The 19,073-nt window shown below is 72.9% G+C and carries 22 protein-coding genes and 2 pseudogenes; 20 read left to right on the forward strand and 4 right to left on the reverse strand.

Going from position 1 to position 19,073, the window contains the following annotated elements; translation table 11 throughout:
* The first annotated feature begins 35 nt into the window (after window positions 1-35).
* The 5 genes and pseudogenes from ACIQG9_RS23090 to ACIQG9_RS23110 all read left to right on the forward strand — a co-directional run bounded on the left by ACIQG9_RS23090 (window position 36) and on the right by ACIQG9_RS23110 (window position 1,657).
* Window positions 36-803: a DUF5753 domain-containing protein gene (locus ACIQG9_RS23090; RefSeq protein ID WP_400405877.1), complete on the forward strand. Its 768-nt coding sequence runs from the start codon at window positions 36-38 to the stop codon at window positions 801-803.
* A complete protein-coding gene (locus ACIQG9_RS23095) occupies window positions 794-985 on the forward strand; it encodes a DUF397 domain-containing protein (protein ID WP_400405879.1) in 192 nt (63 codons plus the stop codon). The genes ACIQG9_RS23090 and ACIQG9_RS23095 overlap by 10 nt, the downstream gene beginning before the upstream one ends.
* A 115-nt stretch (window positions 986-1,100) precedes the next feature.
* Window positions 1,101-1,205 (forward strand): annotated as a pseudogene (locus tag ACIQG9_RS23100) (XRE family transcriptional regulator); the annotation flags it as partial.
* Window positions 1,196-1,387, forward strand: coding sequence for a DUF397 domain-containing protein (locus tag ACIQG9_RS23105; RefSeq protein WP_400405882.1), 192 nt, complete (start codon window positions 1,196-1,198; stop codon window positions 1,385-1,387). The pseudogene ACIQG9_RS23100 and the gene ACIQG9_RS23105, both read left to right, overlap by 10 nt.
* 78 nt (window positions 1,388-1,465) lie before the next feature.
* Window positions 1,466-1,657, forward strand: coding sequence for a DUF397 domain-containing protein (locus ACIQG9_RS23110; RefSeq protein WP_400405884.1), 192 nt, complete (start codon window positions 1,466-1,468; stop codon window positions 1,655-1,657).
* A 23-nt stretch (window positions 1,658-1,680) separates the two neighbouring features.
* On the opposite strand, the gene ACIQG9_RS23115 is transcribed toward ACIQG9_RS23110, so the two are convergent.
* Together ACIQG9_RS23115 and ACIQG9_RS23120 are read right to left on the reverse strand one after the other, a co-directional pair.
* Window positions 1,681-3,141, reverse strand: coding sequence for a hypothetical protein (locus tag ACIQG9_RS23115; protein ID WP_400405890.1), 1,461 nt, complete (start codon window positions 3,139-3,141; stop codon window positions 1,681-1,683).
* A gap of 268 nt (window positions 3,142-3,409) precedes the next feature.
* The gene (locus ACIQG9_RS23120; protein ID WP_400405894.1) at window positions 3,410-4,291 is read right to left on the reverse strand and encodes a virginiamycin B lyase; all 882 of its coding nucleotides are present in this window, start codon (window positions 4,289-4,291) and stop codon (window positions 3,410-3,412) included.
* 130 nt (window positions 4,292-4,421) lie between these two features.
* Here ACIQG9_RS23120 and ACIQG9_RS23125 point away from each other — a divergent pair, with 130 nt between their 5' ends.
* The 5 genes from ACIQG9_RS23125 to ACIQG9_RS23145 all read left to right on the forward strand — a co-directional run bounded on the left by ACIQG9_RS23125 (window position 4,422) and on the right by ACIQG9_RS23145 (window position 9,778).
* Window positions 4,422-5,075: a TetR/AcrR family transcriptional regulator gene (locus ACIQG9_RS23125; RefSeq protein ID WP_400405899.1), complete on the forward strand. Its 654-nt coding sequence runs from the start codon at window positions 4,422-4,424 to the stop codon at window positions 5,073-5,075.
* Between the two features lie 294 nt (window positions 5,076-5,369).
* The gene (gene secA2, locus ACIQG9_RS23130; RefSeq protein WP_400405904.1) at window positions 5,370-7,661 is read left to right on the forward strand and encodes an accessory Sec system translocase SecA2; all 2,292 of its coding nucleotides are present in this window, start codon (window positions 5,370-5,372) and stop codon (window positions 7,659-7,661) included.
* Between the two features lie 173 nt (window positions 7,662-7,834).
* Window positions 7,835-8,572: a GAF and ANTAR domain-containing protein gene (locus tag ACIQG9_RS23135; RefSeq protein WP_400405908.1), complete on the forward strand. Its 738-nt coding sequence runs from the start codon at window positions 7,835-7,837 to the stop codon at window positions 8,570-8,572.
* 75 nt (window positions 8,573-8,647) lie between these two features.
* Window positions 8,648-9,151, forward strand: coding sequence for a DUF2231 domain-containing protein (locus ACIQG9_RS23140; protein WP_400405912.1), 504 nt, complete (start codon window positions 8,648-8,650; stop codon window positions 9,149-9,151).
* 117 nt (window positions 9,152-9,268) lie between these two features.
* Window positions 9,269-9,778 carry a methyltransferase domain-containing protein gene (locus tag ACIQG9_RS23145; RefSeq protein ID WP_400405916.1) on the forward strand — a complete coding sequence of 170 codons (510 nt, stop codon included), beginning with the start codon at window positions 9,269-9,271 and terminating at the stop codon, window positions 9,776-9,778.
* 30 nt (window positions 9,779-9,808) lie between these two features.
* On the opposite strand, the gene ACIQG9_RS23150 is transcribed toward ACIQG9_RS23145, so the two are convergent.
* Entirely contained in the window at window positions 9,809-10,732 is a 924-nt protein-coding gene (locus ACIQG9_RS23150; protein WP_400406053.1) for a DUF3500 domain-containing protein, read from the reverse strand.
* Window positions 10,733-10,898: 166 nt separating this feature from the next.
* On the opposite strand from ACIQG9_RS23150, the gene ACIQG9_RS23155 reads away from it, so the two are divergent.
* The 10 genes and pseudogenes from ACIQG9_RS23155 to ACIQG9_RS23200 all read left to right on the forward strand — a co-directional run bounded on the left by ACIQG9_RS23155 (window position 10,899) and on the right by ACIQG9_RS23200 (window position 18,431).
* Window positions 10,899-11,351 carry a cysteine dioxygenase gene (locus ACIQG9_RS23155; protein WP_400405917.1) on the forward strand — a complete coding sequence of 151 codons (453 nt, stop codon included), beginning with the start codon at window positions 10,899-10,901 and terminating at the stop codon, window positions 11,349-11,351.
* Window positions 11,352-11,404: 53 nt separating this feature from the next.
* Window positions 11,405-11,896: a rhodanese-like domain-containing protein gene (locus ACIQG9_RS23160; RefSeq protein ID WP_400405919.1), complete on the forward strand. Its 492-nt coding sequence runs from the start codon at window positions 11,405-11,407 to the stop codon at window positions 11,894-11,896.
* Window positions 11,897-11,948: 52 nt separating this feature from the next.
* Complete coding sequence (locus tag ACIQG9_RS23165; RefSeq protein WP_400405921.1) at window positions 11,949-12,539, forward strand: winged helix-turn-helix domain-containing protein; 591 nt, start codon at window positions 11,949-11,951, stop codon at window positions 12,537-12,539.
* A gap of 280 nt (window positions 12,540-12,819) precedes the next feature.
* Window positions 12,820-13,428, forward strand: a complete 609-nt coding sequence (locus ACIQG9_RS23170; RefSeq protein WP_400405923.1) for a winged helix-turn-helix domain-containing protein — start codon at window positions 12,820-12,822, stop codon at window positions 13,426-13,428.
* 45 nt (window positions 13,429-13,473) lie between these two features.
* Window positions 13,474-14,166 (forward strand): uridine kinase, encoded by a 693-nt coding sequence (locus ACIQG9_RS23175; RefSeq protein WP_400405925.1) that lies wholly within the window; start codon window positions 13,474-13,476, stop codon window positions 14,164-14,166.
* A 135-nt stretch (window positions 14,167-14,301) separates the two neighbouring features.
* A complete protein-coding gene (locus tag ACIQG9_RS23180; RefSeq protein ID WP_400405927.1) occupies window positions 14,302-14,700 on the forward strand; it encodes a TraR/DksA family transcriptional regulator in 399 nt (132 codons plus the stop codon).
* 19 nt (window positions 14,701-14,719) lie between these two features.
* Window positions 14,720-14,824 (forward strand): annotated as a pseudogene (locus tag ACIQG9_RS23185) (DUF72 domain-containing protein); the annotation flags it as partial.
* A gap of 315 nt (window positions 14,825-15,139) precedes the next feature.
* Entirely contained in the window at window positions 15,140-15,568 is a 429-nt protein-coding gene (locus ACIQG9_RS23190; protein WP_400405929.1) for a DUF2267 domain-containing protein, read from the forward strand.
* Window positions 15,569-15,864: 296 nt separating this feature from the next.
* Window positions 15,865-17,004 carry a tryptophan dimethylallyltransferase family protein gene (locus ACIQG9_RS23195; protein ID WP_400405931.1) on the forward strand — a complete coding sequence of 380 codons (1,140 nt, stop codon included), beginning with the start codon at window positions 15,865-15,867 and terminating at the stop codon, window positions 17,002-17,004.
* A 20-nt stretch (window positions 17,005-17,024) separates the two neighbouring features.
* A complete protein-coding gene (locus ACIQG9_RS23200) occupies window positions 17,025-18,431 on the forward strand; it encodes a tryptophanase (protein ID WP_400405933.1) in 1,407 nt (468 codons plus the stop codon).
* 69 nt (window positions 18,432-18,500) lie between these two features.
* Here the strand turns inward: ACIQG9_RS23200 and ACIQG9_RS23205 are convergent, their stop codons facing one another.
* Window positions 18,501-19,055, reverse strand: a complete 555-nt coding sequence (locus ACIQG9_RS23205; RefSeq protein WP_400405935.1) for a GTP-binding protein — start codon at window positions 19,053-19,055, stop codon at window positions 18,501-18,503.
* Window positions 19,056-19,073 lie beyond the last annotated feature (18 nt).

Genomic DNA, 19,073 nt, shown 5'->3' on the forward strand with positions numbered 1-19,073 from the left:
CTTATGGACGGTTACTTTGTTCCGGGGGAGAAAGCATGAATCACGCATTTGTCGCAGCGCTGGCCGACGCAGGGCACACCGCCGAGAGCCTGGCTGGTCAGATCGGTGTCCATCCGAAGACCGTCGCCCGGTGGGCGAACCCAGGGCACATTCCTCAGAGTCGTCACCGCGCCACGGTCGCAGACTTGCTTGGCCGAGACGTCGATGTGCTCTGGCCGGACATTGTCAAGCGTCGCGAACCAGTCTGGTTTCGACCTTGGGTCGACATCGAACGCGAGGCCGCCACCCTGCGGTCCTTCGAACTGGCCTGGGTGCCCGGTCTCCTCCAGACCGAGGCGTACGCGCGGGCGACGCTCGCGGGCGGGACGTTGACCTCCGACGCCATGAACGAACTCGCCGATGCGCGGATCGGCCGTCAGGCCATCCTCAACCGGGAGCGCGGGCCACTACTGATCGCCGTGCTGGACGAGGGTGCCTTACGTAGGCGCGTGGGAGACAGTCGGCCGCTCATGGCAGCCCAACTCGCGCACCTCCTCGTGTGTGCCGAACTGCCGAGCGTGCAATTGCACGTCGTTCCTGCCGACGCACCGAGCTACCCGGGACTCGACGGACCGTTCACCATCGCCGACATGCGGGACGGCGGGCGGGTGGCACACGTCGATAGTCCGGCGCGGGCTCAGATCCTGGATCAGGCATCCGACCTTGCGTCGCTTGAACGTCGGTGGGAGCGTATTCGGGGCGAGGGCCTTCCCCGCTCGCGGTCTTTGGATCTTCTGAGGGAAGCGGCTGCATCATGGACATGACCGGTGCGCGGTGGCGTAAGAGCACGAAGAGTGGCGGCAACGGTGGTGACTGTGTCGAGGTCGCCGACAATCTGCCTGGTGTCGTCCTGGTGCGTGACACGAAGGACCGCGATGGCGGCACCCTCATTGTCGACTCGGCGGCGTGGCGGGGCTTTGTCGCCTTCGCGAAGGCGTCCCGCTAAGCGGATCACGAAGGACCCGGACCTACCGGCGCCCGGGTCGTCTGCCGAGAAGCTGATCCATGGTCGCCGAGGTCAGGAGGGCGACTCTCGGCGCTCAGATCCTGGACCAGCATTCGACCTTGCGTCGCTTGAACGTCGGTGGGAACGTATTCGGGGCGAGGGCCTTCCCCGCTCGCGGTCTTTGGATCTCCTGAGAGAAGCGGCTGCATCATGGACATGACCGGTGCGCGGTGGCGTAAGAGCACGAAGAGCGGCGGCAACGGCGGCAACTGTGTCGAGGTCGCCGACAATCTGCCCGGTGTCGTCCTGGTGCGTGACACGAAGGACCGCGACGGCGGTATCCTCTTTTTCGGCCCGGTAGCGTGGCAGGGCTTTGTCGCCTTCGCGAAGACGTTCCGCTGAGCGTCGGGCGGGTACGTATTCGGGGCGAGGGCCTTCCCACTCGCGGTCTTTGGATCTTCTGAGAGAAGCGGCTGCATCATGGACATGACCGGTGCGCGGTGGCGTAAGAGCACGAAGAGCGGTAGCAACGGTGGCGACTGTGTCGAGGTCGCCGACAATCTGCCCGGTGTCGTCCTGGTGCGTGACACGAAGGACCGCGACGGTGGCACCCTCTTTTTCGGCTCGGCGGCGTGGCGAGGCTTTGTCGCCTTCGCGAAGACGTCCCGCTGAGCGGATCACCAAGGGGGCCCGGGCTACCGTGCTCCGGGTACCGGTGCTTCCTGTGCCGGGCCCGCCACCTGCACGCTCTCGGGGGTGACCGCGCCCGGCCCGCTGGTCGCCGGGCGGGCGGGCTGATCTCGTCGGGGCCAGCGTTGGCGGATCCACCCGACCGCCGCCAGGCCCACCACCAGCACCGGTGTCAGCCGCAACGTCGTCAGGACCATCTGCGGCCCGGACTCGTACAGCAGCGCGCAGTGGGCCAGTCCCACCAGCAGTACCACCCGTGCCGTGGTGAACTTCGCCAACGCCCACCCCTCCACCGTGGCGAGTAGCGCGCCGAGCACGGCCGCGACCAGGAGCAGCCCTGGCCAACCGTCGTACGCCACGACCGTCCCGAAGATCGTGGGCAGCCAGTCGACGTACTGCGACAGGCCGAACTCGGCGTCGAGATACGCCTCCTCGCTCCGCACCTTCAGGTCGTTTGCCGCCACCTTGTCGGAGTTGACGATCGAGGGTGTCAGCATCATCAGGTTGTGGCGGACCGTCACCAGGCCGACGGGAGGGGTGTTTCCCTGCAACCCGTTGAAGATCGCCGCCCCGAACGTGTTCCCGTCGAACCGGTACACCAGGTCGTCGAGGATTGCGCTTCGGCTGCGCTCGGTGTGGATCGACGACCCCCCGTCGACCAGTGCCTGTATCCGGTCCCCGGCCTTCTGGTTGGCGTCGAAGACCTCGCGGCCGGCCACGGCCCGGGTGGACGAGATCAGCGCGCAGAAGGCGGCGACGACCAGGACGATGCCGGCGACCTGCCGGCGGGTGGGGCGCACCCCGTGGAGGGCGGCGCCGACGAGGGTGAGCAGCACCGCGAATACGATCATGGACCGGGTGCCGGCGACCGCCAACGCCAGGCCCTCCACGGCGAGGACCGGCACCAGCCAGCGTGCCCCGTACCGCACCATGATCGTCGCGCCGATCACGGCGATCAGCGGCACCAGGAACCCGCCGGCCAGTGCCGCCAGCAGCCCCGCACGTTCGTCCTGGCCCTCCTGGGCGGCCTGTAGCGGGGCGACCGGCTGCAACGCGCCCCGGCCCTGCCACGTCGCGACGAGCAGCGGCAACGTCAGCGGCAGGAGCCACCGTAGGCGCAGCGAGGTCAGGCCCCGGCCGTCGCCGGGTGCCTGCGCCGCCAGCCGTTCCTGTGCCGCGAACCTCTGCCACAGGTGGATCCCCAGCAGGTATGCGGCCGAGTACAGCAGGATCGAGGCCGACACCAGCAGCATCCAGTCGTCGATGTCCTGCTGGTCGACGTAGGCGCGGAAGAAGTTCCGCCCCGGCCAGATGCTCTGCATCAGCTCGGTCGTCCCGTGGAACAGCACGGCCACCGCGAGCAGCAGCGCTCCGGGCCGGCGCGTCCACTGCCCGCGTACGCCGACGTGCACTGCGGCTATCGCCCCGGACTGCATGGCCAGGCCAGCCAGCACTGAAACGGTCATCCGCCCCATCCCTTCCGTGGGCGCTCCCGAATCGGATCGACCCTCCCGTTCACCAACGCCTCACCGTCGCTCGCGTCACTGCGGGTAACCGTAAGGAGGTACCTCCGATGGCGGGTCGGACTCGTCGTGGCGCTCCGCCGCAGATCGATCGGCAGCTCACCGACCGGATGCGGACGTCACCGCCGGGTCCGGGCGGTCGACGGCGGTGAGGTGCGGATCGTGGCCGGCTCGACCGGTGCGGCCGGCGTGTTCGCGGCGGCGGCCCGGGTCAACGCGACCGGGGACGGGTGGTGGTGCCGGGCGCGATGCGGGCGAGGGACCCGTTCTCCAGGGCGGCCCACAGGGCGCCGTCGGCGCCGAGGGTGATGCCGTGCGGCTCGCAGTGCGGTGTCGGCAGGTCGTACGTCTCGATCACGCCGTCGGCCGTGATCGAGCCGACGCGGTTGCCGGCCCACTCGGTGAACCACAGGCTGCCGTCGCCGTCCGCGGTGATGGCGTGTGGTCGGCCGGCGCGGTCGGGCAGCGGAAACTCCACGATCGCGCCGGCGGGGGTGATGCGTCCGATCTGACCGGCGGCGATCTCGACGAACCAGAGGGCGCCGTCCCGGCCCGCGGTGATGCCCACCGGCGCGGCGTCCTCGGTGGGCAGCGGGTGGACGGTTACCCGGCCGTCCGTGGCGATCCGGCCGATCGCGTTGGCCTGGTTCATGGTGAACCACAGCCCGCCATCGACGCCGGCGGTGATCGCGGACGGGAACGCTCCGGTGACCGGGAGCGGGAACTCGGTGATCTGGCCGCCGGTGGTGATCCGGCCGATGCGGTCGGCGGTGGTCTCGGTGAACCACAGCGCGCCGTCGGGGCCGGCGGCGATGCCGAACGGCCCGCACTCCGGGGTGGGCAACGGGAACTCGTCGACGGCGCCGGCGGTGCTGATCCGCCCGATCCGGTGTGCCCGGTACTCGGTGAACCAGAGCGCCCGGTCCGGTCCGGCGGTGATGATCGTCGGACCGCAGGCGGGATCGAGTTGCCAGGTGGTGGGCTCCCGGTCGGGGGCGAGGCGGCCGATCCGCCCGCTGTGGACCAGGGTGAACCACAGCGCGCCGTCCGGGCCGTCGGTGATCGCGTACGGACCCCCGTCGGCGTCGGTCACGGGGTACTCGTGAATGGACACGGGTGGAACCGGGGTACGCGACATGAGTTCCTATCGGGTCGGGCCGGGCGGGAGCGGGCGACGCCACCCGGATTCCTTAACGCTACTGCTGTAGCGATAGCATCCTGGCATGGGTCAGCCACGACCACCAACGCCTTTCCCGGCCGAGCCGCCCCCGCCGTCGCGCCGTCAGGCCGCCGTCCCGGTACGCCGACCCGGCGGGCGCAGCGCCCACGTCCGTCGACGCGTACTCGACGCGGTCCGCAGCCAACTGGTGGAGCACGGCTACGATGCCCTGAGCGTGGACGCCGTGGCGGAGCGCGCCGGGGTGCACCGCACCACCGTGTACCGGCGCTGGCGGGACGTCGGCGGCCTGCTCGCCGACGTCCTCGTCGAGGCGACCGGCGACGACTGGCGGCCACCCGACACCGGCACCCTCGACGGGGATCTCGTCGCGGTCAACCGCGAGATCCACGCCGCGCTGACCGCCGACCCACCTGTCACCGCCGCCCTGATCGCCGCGTCATTCCGGTCCGCGCAGGCGGCGGACGCCCTCCGGATCTTCTGGATCGACCGGTACGACCGCTGCGCCCGCCTCGTCGCGCGGGCCGCCGAACGTGGCGAGATCCCCGCCCGCACCGACCCGCGTCGGTTGCTCATCGCCGCCACCGCACCGCTCTACCACGAGATGGTGCTGCTCCGTACGCCCGCCCACCCGCACCTGCCCGAGCGGGCGGCCCGCGACGCGGCCACCGCCGCCCACGCCGGCGCCTTCACGGACTGACCCCGCCCCGCCCCGCCGCCGGGGCGAAGGGGAGTGGCCCGTGCTGCGCGCCCCGCCCGACGGGTCCCCGTCCATCCGCACCGGCCGCTCCTTCGGGCCGCCTGCCGGGCCGGTCGCCGGCGATCGATCGACGGTCGCCAGTCCGCGACGGCCGCGAGCCGGCCGGGCCCGGCCGCTGGCGGACCGACCGGCATCCCCGCTGAGCTGGGTGAACGGGCCGGAAATCGGACACCGGGGCCGCGCCGGACACACCGGGCCGCCATTGCCCGGTTGGTTCGCGTACCGTTGCCGCTCATGGGTGTGTCGCAACGGTTGAAGAGCAGGTTCCGCCGGTTCCTCCAGCGCCCGGGGACGACGGTCGACCTGGCTCCGCTGGAGAAGCTGCTGCCGCGGATCGCCGCGCGTGAGGAAGAGCTGTCGGCGCTCGACGACGCCGAGCTGATCGAGGCCGCCGGCGCGGCCACGGAGTACGTGGAGATCTGCGCGGTCGGCCGGGAGGCCGCCCGACGCGGCCTCGACCAGCGGCCGTACGACGTGCAGTTGCTCGGCGCGATGGCGCTGCTGTCGGGCAAGGTCGCCGAGATGGCCACCGGTGAGGGCAAGACCCTCACCGCCACCGTCGCCGCCTACGGGCACGTCCGGCTGGGCAACGGCCCGGTGCACGTGCTCACCGTCAACGACTACCTGGCCCGCCGCGACGCCGAGTGGATGGCGCCGGTCTACCAGCTCCTCGGGCTGACCGTGGGCTGGGTCAACGAGGCGTCCACCCCGGCCGAGCGCCGCGCGGCGTACGCCTGCGACGTCACCTACGTCTCGGTCAGCGAGGCCGGCTTCGACTTCCTCCGCGACCAGCTCGTCACCGACCTGGCCGACCGGGTGCAGCCGCCGCTGCACACCGCGATCGTCGACGAGGCCGACTCGATCCTGATCGACGAGGCCCGGGTGCCGATGGTGCTCGCCGGCTCCGTCGCCGGTGAGCAGGACCCGGTGCACGCCGCCGCCGCGCTGGTGCGCGGCCTGCGCAAGGGCAAGCACTACACCGTCGCCGAGGACGGCCGCAGCGTCGCCTTCACCACCGAGGGGCTGGCCGCCGTCGAGGCCAAGCTCGGCGACATCGACCTGTACGACGCCGAGCATGTCGGGCAGCTCTCCTCGGTGAACGTGGCGCTGCACGCGCACGCCCTGCTGCACCGGGACGTCGACTACATCGTCCGGGACGGCTCGGTGGAGCTGATCGACGAGATGCGCGGCCGGGTCGCCCAGCGTCGCCGCTGGCCGGACGGCTTGCAGGCCGCGGTCGAGGCGAAGGAGGGCCTGGACGCCACCGCCGAGGGCGAGGTGCTGGGCACCATCGCCGTGCAGGCGTACATCGGCCTCTACCCGAAGGTCTGCGGCATGACGGCGACCGCGGTGCTGGTCGGCGACCAGCTCCGCGAGTTCTTCGGCCTGGAGGTGGCGGTGATCCCGCCGAACACCCCCTGCGTCCGGGAGGACGAGCCGGACCGGATCTACGCCACCCGGGCCGAGAAGGACGAGGCGCTGGTCGACGAGATCCGGCGCTGCCACGAGGCGGGCCGCCCGGTACTGGTCGGCACGCTGGACGTGAAGGAGTCCGAGAGCCTCGCCGCCGGCCTGCACTCGGCCGGGGTGCCGTGCGTGGTGCTCAACGCCAAGAACGACGACGAGGAGGCGGCGATCATCGCCGAGGCCGGCGCGTACGGCGCGGTGACCGTCTCCACCCAGATGGCCGGCCGGGGCGTCGACATCCGGCTCGGCGGCAGCGGCCAGGTCGACCAGGAGCGGGTGGCCGAGCTGGGCGGCCTGTACGTGATCGGCAGCGGCCGGCACGACAGCCGTCGGGTCGACGACCAGTTGCGCGGTCGGGCCGGCCGGCAGGGTGACCCGGGCGGCTCGGTCTTCTTCGTCAGCCTGGAGGACGACCTGGTGGTCCGGCACGCCGGCGACACCATCCCGGCCTCGCCCCGGATGAACGCCGACGGCCTGGTGACCGACGATCAGGTCGACTACGCGGTGGAGCACGCCCAGCGGGTCGCCGAGGGGGTCAACCACGAGATCCACCGCAACACCTGGCGGTACAGCGTGGTGATCGAGCAGCAGCGGAAGGCGCTCGCCGAGCGTCGGGAGCGGCTGCTGACCTCCGACGTGGCCGCGCTGATGCTGCTGGACCGGGTGTCGGAGAAGGCCGGCGAGATGGACGAGGACCTGCTGGCCCGGGTGGCCCGGTCGATCGCCCTCTACCACGCCGACCGGCTCTGGGCGGAGCATCTGGCCGAGCTGTCGGAGGTGCGCGAGGGCGTGCACCTGCGCGCGCTGGGCCGGCTCGACCCGCTGGACGAGTTCCACCGGGCGGCGGTACCGGCGTTCACCAACCTCATCCCGGAGATCGAGACGCGGACCATCGGCACCTTCGAGGAGACCGAGTTCGACGATGACTGGGAGCCGGATGCGGCCAAGCTGGTGCGGCCCAGCGCCACCTGGACGTACCTGGTGCACGACAACCCGTTCGGGTCGGAGCTGGACCGCTTGATCGCCTCGGTCGGCCGCCGGCTCGCCGCGGCGCGCTGAGCGATCGGGGTCCCTTCGGCGCGAGTGGCGCCGGGGGGACCCCTTATGCGGTTTCGATCCGGGTTTGCGAGGGTAGTAGCCCGGGGCTCATGACTCGGGGGAGAGATCACGACGATGACACAGGCAGCGGCGCTGGTGGCGGGCGGCAGACGGGGCACGGGGGTCGTGGACCGGTGAACCTCTACACGCGCGAGCCGACGAGCGACACCCTCGGTGTGCTGGAGACCGCCGCCCTGTTGCGGGCGTTGACCGCCGGGCTGATCGCGGTCGACGACTTCGACGAGGCGGTGGCCGAGCTGGTCCGGATCGCCGGGGACGTGCCGGAGGTGGCCTGGTGCGGGTTCACCACGCTGCGGGCGGGGGAGCCGGCCGGGGTGGCCGCCTCCGATCCCCGGCTCGCCGAACTGGACGACCTGCGCCACGGCCGGGAGACACCGGCGATGACCGCCATCGCCCGCCGCGAGATGATCATCGCGCAGGATCTGGCCGACGACGACCGGTGGCCGGGCTGGACCGAGCGGGCCCGGGGCCTGGGCGTACGCGGGGTGATCTCCGCCCCGGTGGACGTCGACGAGCAGGTGATCGGGGCGATCAACCTGTACGCCGGATCGGCCGGCACGTTCGCCACCCGGCACCAGCTCACCGCGATGCTCCTCGCCGAGCACGCCGGCCTGCTGCTGGCCGCCGTGCGGGACCGGGCGAGGCAGGCCGAGCGGGCCGGTGAGCGGGCCGGGGCGCTGCTCGGCGAGAGCGTGGTCGGCCAGGCCGTCGGGGTGATCATGACGCAGCGCGGCTGCCCCGCGCCCGAGGCCCTGGAGGTGCTGCGCAGCGCCGCGTCCTCGCTGGACATCCCGCTGCGGGAGGTGGCGGAACGGTTGGTCACCAGCGTCTCCCGGCCCCGGGAGTCCTGAGCGTGTCGTTTCGCCGGAGTGGCGCCCGGGTAGCACCCTGGATTCGTGAGCTGAGCCGATCCTGGGGAGGAACCGATGGAGAGCCGCCTTAGGGTGCAGGGACAACCCGTCCAACCGATGCTGGTGACGTTCCCGTACGGGCTCTTCGCCTGTGCCACCGTCTTCGACCTCGCCGACGTGGCCGGCGGTCCGGCGTTCCTCGGCGAGGTGGGCTACTGGACGGCGATCGCCGCGCTGGTGGCCGCCGCGCTCGCGACCGTGGCCGGCATGGTCGACCTGTGGGACGTCCGGCCCAGCCCGACCCGCCGCACCATGGTCACCTTCAACATGGTCAACGCCGGCATGGCCGGGCTGTTCCTGCTGGCCTGCCTGATCCGGGCGGACGCCCCGCAGCGCGGCGCCACCGGGGTACTGCTGGCGACCGAGCTGGTCGGGCTGGCGGTCGGCGCGGTCGGCGTCCGGCTCGGCGCCCGGCTGATGCGCCAGTTCGACACCACCCACCGCGAGCCCAGCAGCTTCGACGCCCTCGACACCGTCCCGGCCGGCGCCACGGTCGAGATCGCCCGCCCCACCCCCTGACAGTGCGGTCGCGGTTTCGCCGGACCGGCGGTGTCGGGGCACCCAGGACACCGCCGTTTCGCGGAAACGAACCCGATCACCCCCCGACCGCCCGCCGGGAACCTGGTTGCCGGGTTGGTGGCGGTCGCCCGGCGCACGCTGGGCCGGGTCGGTGGCCGGGTGGTGCGGGTCGGCCCCGCCCCGGTGCTGCCGTTCCGGGACGCCTCCTTCGACCTGGTCACCAGCCGGCACCCGGTGGACACCTGGTGGACCGAGATCGCCCGGGTGCTGCGGCCGGGCGGGCGGTACCTGTCCCAGCAGATCGGTGCCGGCACCATGCGGGAGCTGAGCGAGGCGGTGCTGGGGCCGCTGCCACCGCCGGCCACCCGGCACACCGCTGCGGCGGTCGCCGCCGCGCGGGCCGCCGGCCTGGCGGTCACCCGGCTGGAGGCGGCCACCCTGCGAGCCGTCTTCCACGACGTCGGCGCGGTGGTCTGGTTCCTGCGCAAGGTGGTCTGGACCGTGCCGGGCTTCGACGTCGACCGGTACCGGCGGCAGCTCGAACGGCTACACGAGCGGATCCGGGCCGAGGGTTCCTTCGTCGCCCATTCCCGCCGGTTCCTGGTCGAGGCCGTCAAGCCGGCCTGAGCCGCACCGGTCCGCCGACCGGTCGGCGGGTCAGTGGTGGGCGTCGGCGTGGTGCGTGGCGAGCACGTCCGCGCCGAAGTCGCTCGCCGGGCGGCGCAGCACGGTGTGCGCGTGGTTGCCGTCGTCGGTGGTGTTGTCGTACTCGATCAGCAGGTCGTCGCCCTGCACCCGGTAGTAGTGCCGGGTGCCCGGGTGGGCCGGGCCGGCCCAGGCGAAGTGCGGGTCGCCGCCGGCGAGCCGGTCGGCCTCCCGGGCGGCCAGCTCGGCCGGGAGCCGGTCCAGGTAGAGCGCGACCAACTGGTCGAGCAGCGCCCGGCCGGTGGGGCCGAGCCGGCGGCGGGGCACGCCGAGCGGGGTCAGCGGCGCGTCGACCGAGGGTCGGGTCGCGCTGATGATGTCCGCCGGTGCCTCGTCGGCGACCACGGCGGCGGCCCGGCCGGCCGGGCCGATCGCGGCCAGCAGCTCGCGGGCCAGGTCCTCCTCGACGCCGAGCGGCCGGGAGACCGGCCGGCCGGCGTGCCGCACGGCGGCCGGGTTGGCGCCGAGGAAGACCGGGGCGGGGGAGACCAGGTCGTCGACGACGGTCATGCTCACCGACAGGTGGTGCCCCTCGATCCGCCAGGCCCACCGGTCGTCGTGGGTCGGGTCGCCGTAGAGCGCCACCCAGTAGTCGCCGCTGTGCCGGCCGCGCCGCCAGCCCTCCGCCCGGTCCAGCACCTCCTCCAGCGCCACCACCGCCATCGCCTGGGCGTACGCGGTGGGGCTGAGCGCGGTGGCGAGCAGCCGGTGCGCGGCCTTGCGACCGGCCCGGTCCAGGTCGGCCAGGCAGACCCCGGGTCGGGGTCGGGGTCGGTACTCCAGCCAGCGCCGGCCGTCGTCGTCGAAGGGGTGTCCGGCGGCGGTGCGGGCCGGCGCGTCGAGCGCGGCCAGCAGCGCGGCGGCGGCGGTGCGCATCCGTTCCGGTACGGGATCCTCCACCGTCCCTGTATACCGGTGCGGCGGGGCGGTGCGTCGGCCGGACCGGTCAGCGGGCTCAGCGTCCCAGCATCCGGTATTACCTACTAAACCTATAGGCTTTACAGTCTAGAGTGGTGGTGAACGCGCCAGCACAGGAGTAGCCATGACCAGCACCCACGCCACCGACCTGCTCGCCGTCGCCGGCCGGTACGCCGACCCGGCCGCCTGGGCCGTGCCGCTGCGCTTCGACCGCGCCGAGCGGTGGTACGCCCGGCTCACCGCCACCGACGACCACGAGGTCTGGGCGTTGAGCTGGCTGCCCGGCCAGGGCACCGACCTGCACGACCACGGTGGCTCCTCCGGGGCGTTCCTGGTCGTCGCCGGTGAACTGACCGAGCAGACGGTCTCCGGCGGCCGGTTGCGTCCGCACCGCCTCGCCACCGGTGCCGGCCGCCGGTTCGGCCCCCGCCACGTGCACCAGGTGACCAACCGGAGCGACCAGCCCGCGGTCAGCGTGCACGTCTACCGGCCGGCGCTGCGGCACATGACCCACTACCGCCTCGTCGACGGCCACCTGCGGGTCGCCGAGGTGGCCCGCGCCGGCGTCTCCTGGTGACGCCCGGCCCCGTTGTCCCCGCCCGCCGGCTCGCCCATGGAAGGACCGCGACGATGCCGCAGCACACCACCCGTACCGAGAGCTGTCCCGTGCCGCCGCCGGGATCGCGTGGCATCGACGAGATCCTCGCCGAGGCGCGCGCCCGGCTGCGCCGGCTCGACCCGGAGCAGGCGCACCTGGCGTACCGGGGCGGTGCCCTGATGGTCGACATCCGGCCGGCCGCCCAGCGGGCCGCACACGGCACCGTGCCGGGCGCTCTGGTCATCGAGCGCAACGTGCTGGAGTGGCGGCTCGACCCGCGCTGCCCGGCCCGGCTGCCCGAGGCGGTCGGCTACCACCTGCCGGTGGTGGTGATCTGCCAGGAGGGCTACACCTCGTCGCTGGCCGCCGCCGCCCTGCACGACCTCGGCCTGCACCGGGCCACCGACGTCGTCGGCGGCTTCGTCGCCTGGCGGATCGCCGGCCTGCCCACCCTCGGCCCGACCCCGCCGCACCGCACCCCGTCCACCGCGCCGCCGGTGACCGCCGGCCGGACGCCGCACTGACCGCCGCCCCCCACCGGGTGTGGCGGACGCACCGCCATCACAGGAGGCTCCCATGTCCCTCGTCGCCCTCAACCCGCGTCCGCACCCGCCGGGCCGTCCCGACCGGGCGGTACCGAACCGGCCCCGGTCCGCGCCGTCGCTGACCATCACCCTCGACCTGACCGCCGGGCCGCTGACGCCCCGGCTGGCCCGCCTGGTCGACCTGCTCGGCGAGCTGGCCGAGGCGGGGGAGGGGGTGGTCCGGCTGGCCGAGCCGGTCGGGCCCCGGCTGGTGTCGGCGCTACCGGCCTCCCGGCCGGCGCCGGTGACCGGCGAGCCGACGCCGGCCGACGACCACCCGGACACCCTGCGGATCCTCGCCGGCTCCCGGGTGGTGCGGCACCGCGACCGGGAGATCCCGCTCACCCGCATCGAATTCGACCTGCTGCTCTTCCTCGCCGAGCACCCGCACCGGGTCTTCACCCGGCTCCAGTTGCTCTCCAGCGTCTGGGGCTACGAGCACGCCGTCGCCCGTACCGTGGACGTCCACGTACGCCGGCTGCGCGCCAAGCTCGGTGCGGACGCACCCCTGGTGACCACCGTGTACGGGGTGGGCTACCGGCTCGCCGACGAGGCCCGGGTGCGGGTCGACCGGTTCCGTTGACCAGCCGTCCACCCGTGGCGCACCCGACTGGTCGCAGCGGGTGCGCCACGGTGCGCCGGCCAAGGTGAACGGGGGCGGGTACCCCCGTACCGGGGCATCCCGACGCTTCTGCTGTAATCATCTGGCTCGTACGCAGAGCGAGGGTTCGGCTGCGATGTGTTCGCCAATTGTCACATTCATGCAACGCGGCTGCCCCTTGACCCTCGTCCGGGGGCCGGGAAGCATCGATGCAGCGGCGTCCCGGGCCGTGGGGAGATACCCGGACCAGCCAAGGAGGACCATGTCGGTCAGCCCCGCATCGTCGCGCGCCGGATGGCATACGTCCCAGCCTGCGGTCCCCGGTCGACCCCCGGGCGGCCAGCGACGCCCGGCGAACACCGTCGCCCCCGTGCTCACCGTGACCCTGTCCATCCCGCTGGCCTGCGAGGAGACCCTCACCCCGCCGGCCCGCCGGCTGCTGGAGGCCGCCCGGGAGATGCTGGAGGGCGGTGAGGGCACCGTCGCCACCACCGGCGTCCCGGCCGAGCGCCGGCCCGACGCCGTCCCGGCCGGCCGCACCCCGGCCCGGTCCCTGGCCTCCACCATCCCGGCCCTGCACATCCTGGCCTCGTCCCGGTCGGTGCTGCGCGACGGCGAGCCGCTGCCGCTGACCCGGCTGGAGTTCGACCTGCTGCTGCACCTGGTGGCCCACCCGCGCCGGGTGTTCACCCGGCTGCAACTGCTCAACGCGGTGTGGGGCTACGAGCACGCCGGCGTCCGCACCGTGGACGTGCACGTACGCCGGCTGCGCGGCAAGGTCGGCGTCGACGTCCCGCTGGTCACCACGGTCTACGGGGTGGGCTACCGGCTCGCCGACGACGCCCGGGTCACCATCGACCGCACCGGCTGAGCCGGCCGCCACGCCGGCCGCCACCGGCCGGGGCACCATGGTCGGATGCGCGTCCGACCCATCTCGCCCGACCTGCTCGTCACCGAGCTGACCGAACGAATCCTCGCGGCCACCCCCGTGCCCGTCCCCGGCGGGGCCGGGACGCCCGCCACCGACGGGACCGGGATGCCGGCCCGCCTGCGGGTCGCCATCGACGGCCCGCCCGCCGCCGCCCCGGACCGGCTGGCCGCCGCCCTGGTCGACCCGCTGCGCGCCCGGGGCCGCCCGGTGCTGCACCTGCGCGCCGAGGACTTCCTCCGCCCCGCCTCGGTCCGCTACGAACACGGCCGGACCAACCCCGACGCCTACTACGAGGGCTGGACCGACGAGGCCGGCCTGCGCCGGGAGGTCCTCGACCCGGCCGGCCCCGGCGGCACCGGACGGGTGCTGCCCTCGCTCTGGGACGCCGCCACCGACCGGGCCAGCCGGGCGGCGTACCACGACCTGCCGCCCGGCGCGGTGCTGCTGGTCAGCGGGGCGCTCCTGCTCGGTGGGGGACTGCCGTTCGACGTCACCGTGCACCTCGCGCTCTCCCCGGCCGCGCTGGCCCGCCGTACCGACCCGGCGGAGCAGTGGACCCTCGCGGCCTTCACCCGGTACGCCGACGAGGTGGCCCCGGACTCCTTCGCCGACGTGGTCGTCCGGGCCGACGACCCCCGCCACCCGGCGTTGGTGGAGCGGGACGAAACCGGTCACTGACCCCGAAAAATCGGTGGTTTGCGCCTCGGCGAGGGTGGGTAATCGCCCGGCTCACAAGGCACGGGTGAGCCGCCCGTGCCGCTACGTCCCGGGCGTGCCCGCCCCGGACACCCGGTCAAGGAAAGGCAGGCAGCGATGCTCGTCCACGACACCGTCGGTACCGCCCGCTCCGCCGTGGAGGTCGACCAGATCCGGACCTCCCTGCAGGCCCGCTACGACGAGCTGTCCGCGGAGTACGAGCAGGCCGTCGCGCAGAGCCACGTGCTGCGGCTGGTGGAGGTCGGCGACACCGCCGGCGACGACCAGGCCGACAGCGGCACCAAGACCGCCGAGCGGGACACCGCGCAGTCCCTGCTGCGTACCATCCTCGACCGGCGAGCCCAGTTCGAGCACGCCCTGACCCGGCTGGAAGAGGGCACCTACGGCTTCTGCGAGGGCTGCTCGGCGCCGATCCCGGTGGAGCGCCTGGAAATCTTCCCGTCGGCCACCGCCTGCGTGGCCTGCAAGCAGAACCGGGAGCGGCGGGCCGCCTGACCGGTGACCGGCCGCCGCGACCCGGGCCTCCGCGCTCTACCGGCACCTGCGCCCGGAGACCGCGAAGCGCAACGTCTACCCGGCCGACCTGCCGGCCCAGGCGTACGAGCAGGTCTGGACCCGTTCGACCCGGCGGGGCCTGGCTCACCCCGATCGGGCGAGGCCGGCTCACCCCGCCGCCGCGCAGTCTGGAGGGTGCCGGCCGCCGACGTGGCCGGTGAACCCGGGACGGTACGGAGGTGACCGGAGATGGCGGTGCGGGTGGTGGCGGATCCACGGCGGGGCGCCGTGTTGCACGTCGTCGGCTCGGGTGGGGACACCCACCGGCCGGCGCGGCCCGGCCGGGTCGGCAGTCCGGCCCGGCGGCGGCGGGGCCCGTCGGGGCCGCCGCGACGCGACGACGACCGGCGGTGGGAGACCGACGCAGGGGGGTGGCGTGATGGCTGAGACGTTCATGTCGGCGATCGAGTCCTCGGTGGACAAGACCAACCAGATCCTCAAGGACATCGAGCAGGCGTACGGCTGGCCCAGGGAGCAGCGCAACCAGTCGTACGCGGCGTTGCGGACCGTCCTGCACCTGTTGCGTGACCGGATGACGGTGCAGGAGTGCGCGGAGTTCGCCGCGCAGTTGCCGGTGCTGGTGCGGGGCATCTACTTCGACGGCTGGCAGCCGGAGAACGTGCCGATCAAGCTGAACCGCGACGACTTCCTCTACGAGGTCCGGCAGGGTTTCCCGTACGACGTGGCGGGCGGCCCGGCGCGGGTGACGCAGGTGGTGCTGGACACCCTGCGTCGGCACGTCACCCAGGGTGAGTGGCAGGACGTGAAGTCGGGCATGCCCCGGGACCTCCAGCGGCTGATTCCCTGACCGGCACGCCATCCGGCCCGTCCCACCGGTGCGGTGGGGCGGGCCGGTCCGTGGCGGTGCCCCGGGGTGCCGTCCCGGGCGGTGGGGTGAGTCGACCCCCGTCGGGCGGTACTGAATATCCACTCAGTTTCCGGCGATGAATCGCGTGTCCGGCAGGTTACCCACGGTGATATGTCGAGGTGATCTGCCACCCTTGGCCCCGGTATGTAGTTGCAAGTTGTAACCGATGTTGACCTTGCTGCTACATGATCCCTATGGTCTCGTTTGTCCGGCCGGCGTGATCGGGAGGGGAACTGATGGGCGAGGTGTCCCTTGCCGACCATGTGGGCGGTCAGCTCAGACGCCTGTGCGAGGTCGCCCGGACCGACCCGGCCGGGCCGCTGGAACTGCTGCGGGACCTGCTCGGCTCCGCCGGCCCGCGCCCGTTGTCGGCACCCCCCACCTGGCCGTCCAACATCGCCGACGATCACACTCCGGTGGAGTTCTCCCTCGCCTTCAACGAGGCCGAGCCGCCCACCCTGCGGATCCTGGGCGAGACGCTGGGGACGCCGCCCGGCGGGCCGGCCAACATGTCCGCCACCCAGCGGTTCCTCGACACGCAGGCGCGCCGGGCCGGCCTGTCGACGTCCCGGCTGGACTCGGTGCGGGACCTGTTCGCCACCGAGGACCCGCAGGGCGCGTTCGGGCTCTGGTGCTCGCTGGTGTTCCGCAGCGGCCGTCGACCCGAGTTCAAGGTCTACCTCAATCCGGAGCTCAACGGCGTCGAGCGGGCGCCGGCCCTGGTGTCCGAGGCGCTGCGCCGACTCGGCCTGGGCACGTCGTACCAGGCGATGCTCGACCACGGCATCCGCCCGGGCGAACTGGGTCGCCGGGACCGGCTGACGTTCTTCGCCCTCGACCTGCTCGACGGGCCGCAGGCCCGGGTCAAGCTGTACCTGACCCACCACGACGCCGACGGGTGGGACGTCATCCGGGCGGCCAGCGTGGTCGACGACGCCGACCCGACGGCGATCGCCGAGTTCTGCGCGCTGGCCGGCGGCGGCCGGAGCCGCTTCGACGGCCTCCCACTGGTCGGCAGCTACACCCTCACCGAGGGCGCGGACCGGCCGGTCGGGTACAGCATCTACGTGCCGATCCGGGGCTACGTCGACGACGACGAGCAGGCCCGGGACCGGGTGGCGACGGTGCTGGCCCGCTACGGGTTCGACAGCACGGAGCTGGATCGGGCGCTCGACGCGGTGGCGCACCGGCCGCTGCGCGACGGCGTCGGGCTGATCCCGCACGTCTCGCTGCGGCTGGGCGCGCCCCGACCGGGGGTCACCGTCTACCTGTCCGCCGAGGCGTACCAGGTGAGTCCGCCGCTGCGGCGGCGGGTGACGGCGGACGGTACCGCGGTGGCGGGCCCGGCCGGCCGTTCTCCAGCAGGACACCCCTGATTCCCCTCAAGGAGCGAACTGTGGCCGTGGACATGCGCGAGATGCTGCCGCCCTACCGGATCAAGGTGGTCGAACCGATCCCCTTCCTCACCGCGGCGGAACGTCAGCAGGCGTTGGCGGAGGCGGGTTACAACCCGTTCAACCTGCGTGCCGACCAGATCACCGTCGACCTGCTCTCGGATTCCGGCACCGGCGCCACCTCGGCCGCGCAGGAAGCCGCCGCCGCCCTCGGCGACGAGTCCTATGCCGGGGCGCGGTCCTGGTTCCGGTTCCGCGACGAGGTCCACGACCTGACCGGATATCCGCGTATCCTGCCGGTCCACCAGGGCCGGGCCGGCGAGCGCATCCTGTTCACCAGCCTGCTCAAGCCCGGCCAGATCTGCATCAGCAACACCCATTTCGACACCACCCACGCCAACGTCGAGCTGGCCGGCGCGGAGGCGCGCGACCTACCGTGCCCGGAGGCGTTCGATCTCGACAGCGCGGCCCCGTTCAAGGGCAACATCGACCTCGACGCGCTGGAGCGCACCCTGACCGGGCCGGAGGGGCACCGGGTCGGGCTGGTCCTGATGACCATCACCAACAACGGCCTCGGCGCGCAGCCGGTGTCGATGGCCAACCTCGCGGCTGTGGGTGAGCTGTGCCGCCGCCACCGGGTGCCGTTCTTCCTGGACGCGGCGCGGTTCGCCGAGAACGCCTGGTTGGTCGGCCAGCGGGAGCCGGGCTACCGGGACTGGACGCCCCGGCAGATCGCCGCCCAGGCGTTCCAGCTCGCCGACGGCTGCGTGGTGAGTCTCAAGAAGGACGGCCTGTCGGCCATCGGTGGATTCATCGGGCTCCGCGACGACGACCTGCATGCCCGGTGCGAGGCGAACCTGATCGCCACCGAGGGGTTCTCCACCTACGGCGGGTTGGCCGGTCACGACCTCGAACGGCTCACGCAGGGGTTGCGGGAGGTGGTCGACCCCGCGTACCTGCGGGCGCGGGCCGCCTCCACCGCCCGGTTGGCCCGGCTGGTCAACGACGCCGGAGTGGACACCGTCCAGCCGGCGGGCATCCACGCCCTCTACCTCAACGCCGGCCGGCTGCTGCCCCACCTGTCGCCGGGGGAGTTCCCCGGGCACGCCCTGGGTTGCCAGCTCTATCTCGACGGTGGCATCCGCTGCGCCGAACTGGGATCGCTCTACCTGGGCGGGATGGACGACCAGCACCGGCTGGTGACCCCCGCGCCCTTCGAACTCGTGCGCCTGGCCATCCCGCGCCGGGTCTACACCGACACGCACTTCGAGTACGTGGCCGAGGTCCTCGCCGACATCGCGAAGGATCCGGAGCGGGTCCCCGGCTACCGGGTGGTCTCGTCGCCACCCCTGTTGCGGCACTTCAAGGTGCGGCTGGCGCAGATCCCGGCACCGGGCAGCGGCGGCTGACCGGCACCCGCGACGGCCTGGCCCCGGTGCGCCCGGTGACGCACCGGGCCGTGGCCGTCGCGGGGCTGCTCAACGGTCGACGGGCAGCCGGGACAGGGCGTGCTGGACCAGTTCGATCAGCGCCTGCTTGCTCGACGCCCGGTCCCGGGCGTCGCACCACAGCAGCGGCACGCTCGGATCCAGCTCCAGCGCGGCGCGGATCTCCTCCTCGCTGTACGGGCACTCGCCGTAGAAGCGGTTGACGGCGGCGACGAAGGGGATGCCGCGCCGCTCGAAGTAGTCGACGGCGGGGAAGCTGGTGCCGAGCCTTCTGGTGTCGACCAGCACGATCGCGCCCACCGCGCCCTGGGCCAGCTCGTCCCAGATGAACCAGAACCGGTCCTGGCCCGGGGTGCCGAACAGGTACAGCACGATGTCGGGGCTGATGGTGATGCGCCCGAAGTCCAGCGCGACCGTCGTGCTCCCCTTGCCCTCGACGCCCGTGATGTCGTCCACCCCGACACTGGCCTGGGTCAGGACCTCCTCCGTGACCAGTGGCGGAATCTCGCTGACCGATCCGACCAGGGTGGTCTTGCCGGTGCCGAAGCCGCCCGCCACGACGACCTTCACCGATTTCCGATCCACGTGTATCAGTCCCTTTGT

It is taken from the genome of Micromonospora sp. NPDC092111, from assembly GCF_044755745.1.
In the GTDB taxonomy this organism is placed as follows: domain Bacteria; phylum Actinomycetota; class Actinomycetes; order Mycobacteriales; family Micromonosporaceae; genus Micromonospora.

Bases quoted from the DNA above. Each gene is read 5' to 3' on its own strand.
- ACIQG9_RS23095 (WP_400405879.1), top strand. From the start codon at position 794: ATGGACATGACCGGTGCGCGGTGGCGTAAGAGCACGAAGAGTGGCGGC.
- ACIQG9_RS23165 (WP_400405921.1), top strand. From the start codon at position 11,949: ATGTCCCTCGTCGCCCTCAACCCGCGTCCGCACCCGCCGGGCCGTCCC.
- ACIQG9_RS23190 (WP_400405929.1), top strand. From the start codon at position 15,140: ATGGCTGAGACGTTCATGTCGGCGATCGAGTCCTCGGTGGACAAGACC.
- ACIQG9_RS23175 (WP_400405925.1), top strand. From the start codon at position 13,474: ATGCGCGTCCGACCCATCTCGCCCGACCTGCTCGTCACCGAGCTGACC.
- ACIQG9_RS23115 (WP_400405890.1), bottom strand. From the start codon at position 3,141: ATGACCGTTTCAGTGCTGGCTGGCCTGGCCATGCAGTCCGGGGCGATA.
- ACIQG9_RS23150 (WP_400406053.1), bottom strand. From the start codon at position 10,732: ATGCGCACCGCCGCCGCCGCGCTGCTGGCCGCGCTCGACGCGCCGGCC.
- ACIQG9_RS23140 (WP_400405912.1), top strand. From the start codon at position 8,648: ATGGAGAGCCGCCTTAGGGTGCAGGGACAACCCGTCCAACCGATGCTG.
- ACIQG9_RS23180 (WP_400405927.1), top strand. From the start codon at position 14,302: ATGCTCGTCCACGACACCGTCGGTACCGCCCGCTCCGCCGTGGAGGTC.
- ACIQG9_RS23090 (WP_400405877.1), top strand. From the start codon at position 36: ATGAATCACGCATTTGTCGCAGCGCTGGCCGACGCAGGGCACACCGCC.
- ACIQG9_RS23170 (WP_400405923.1), top strand. From the start codon at position 12,820: ATGTCGGTCAGCCCCGCATCGTCGCGCGCCGGATGGCATACGTCCCAG.
- ACIQG9_RS23160 (WP_400405919.1), top strand. From the start codon at position 11,405: ATGCCGCAGCACACCACCCGTACCGAGAGCTGTCCCGTGCCGCCGCCG.
- secA2 (WP_400405904.1), top strand. From the start codon at position 5,370: ATGGGTGTGTCGCAACGGTTGAAGAGCAGGTTCCGCCGGTTCCTCCAG.
- ACIQG9_RS23105 (WP_400405882.1), top strand. From the start codon at position 1,196: ATGGACATGACCGGTGCGCGGTGGCGTAAGAGCACGAAGAGCGGCGGC.
- ACIQG9_RS23125 (WP_400405899.1), top strand. From the start codon at position 4,422: ATGGGTCAGCCACGACCACCAACGCCTTTCCCGGCCGAGCCGCCCCCG.
- ACIQG9_RS23195 (WP_400405931.1), top strand. From the start codon at position 15,865: ATGGGCGAGGTGTCCCTTGCCGACCATGTGGGCGGTCAGCTCAGACGC.
- ACIQG9_RS23155 (WP_400405917.1), top strand. From the start codon at position 10,899: ATGACCAGCACCCACGCCACCGACCTGCTCGCCGTCGCCGGCCGGTAC.
- ACIQG9_RS23110 (WP_400405884.1), top strand. From the start codon at position 1,466: ATGGACATGACCGGTGCGCGGTGGCGTAAGAGCACGAAGAGCGGTAGC.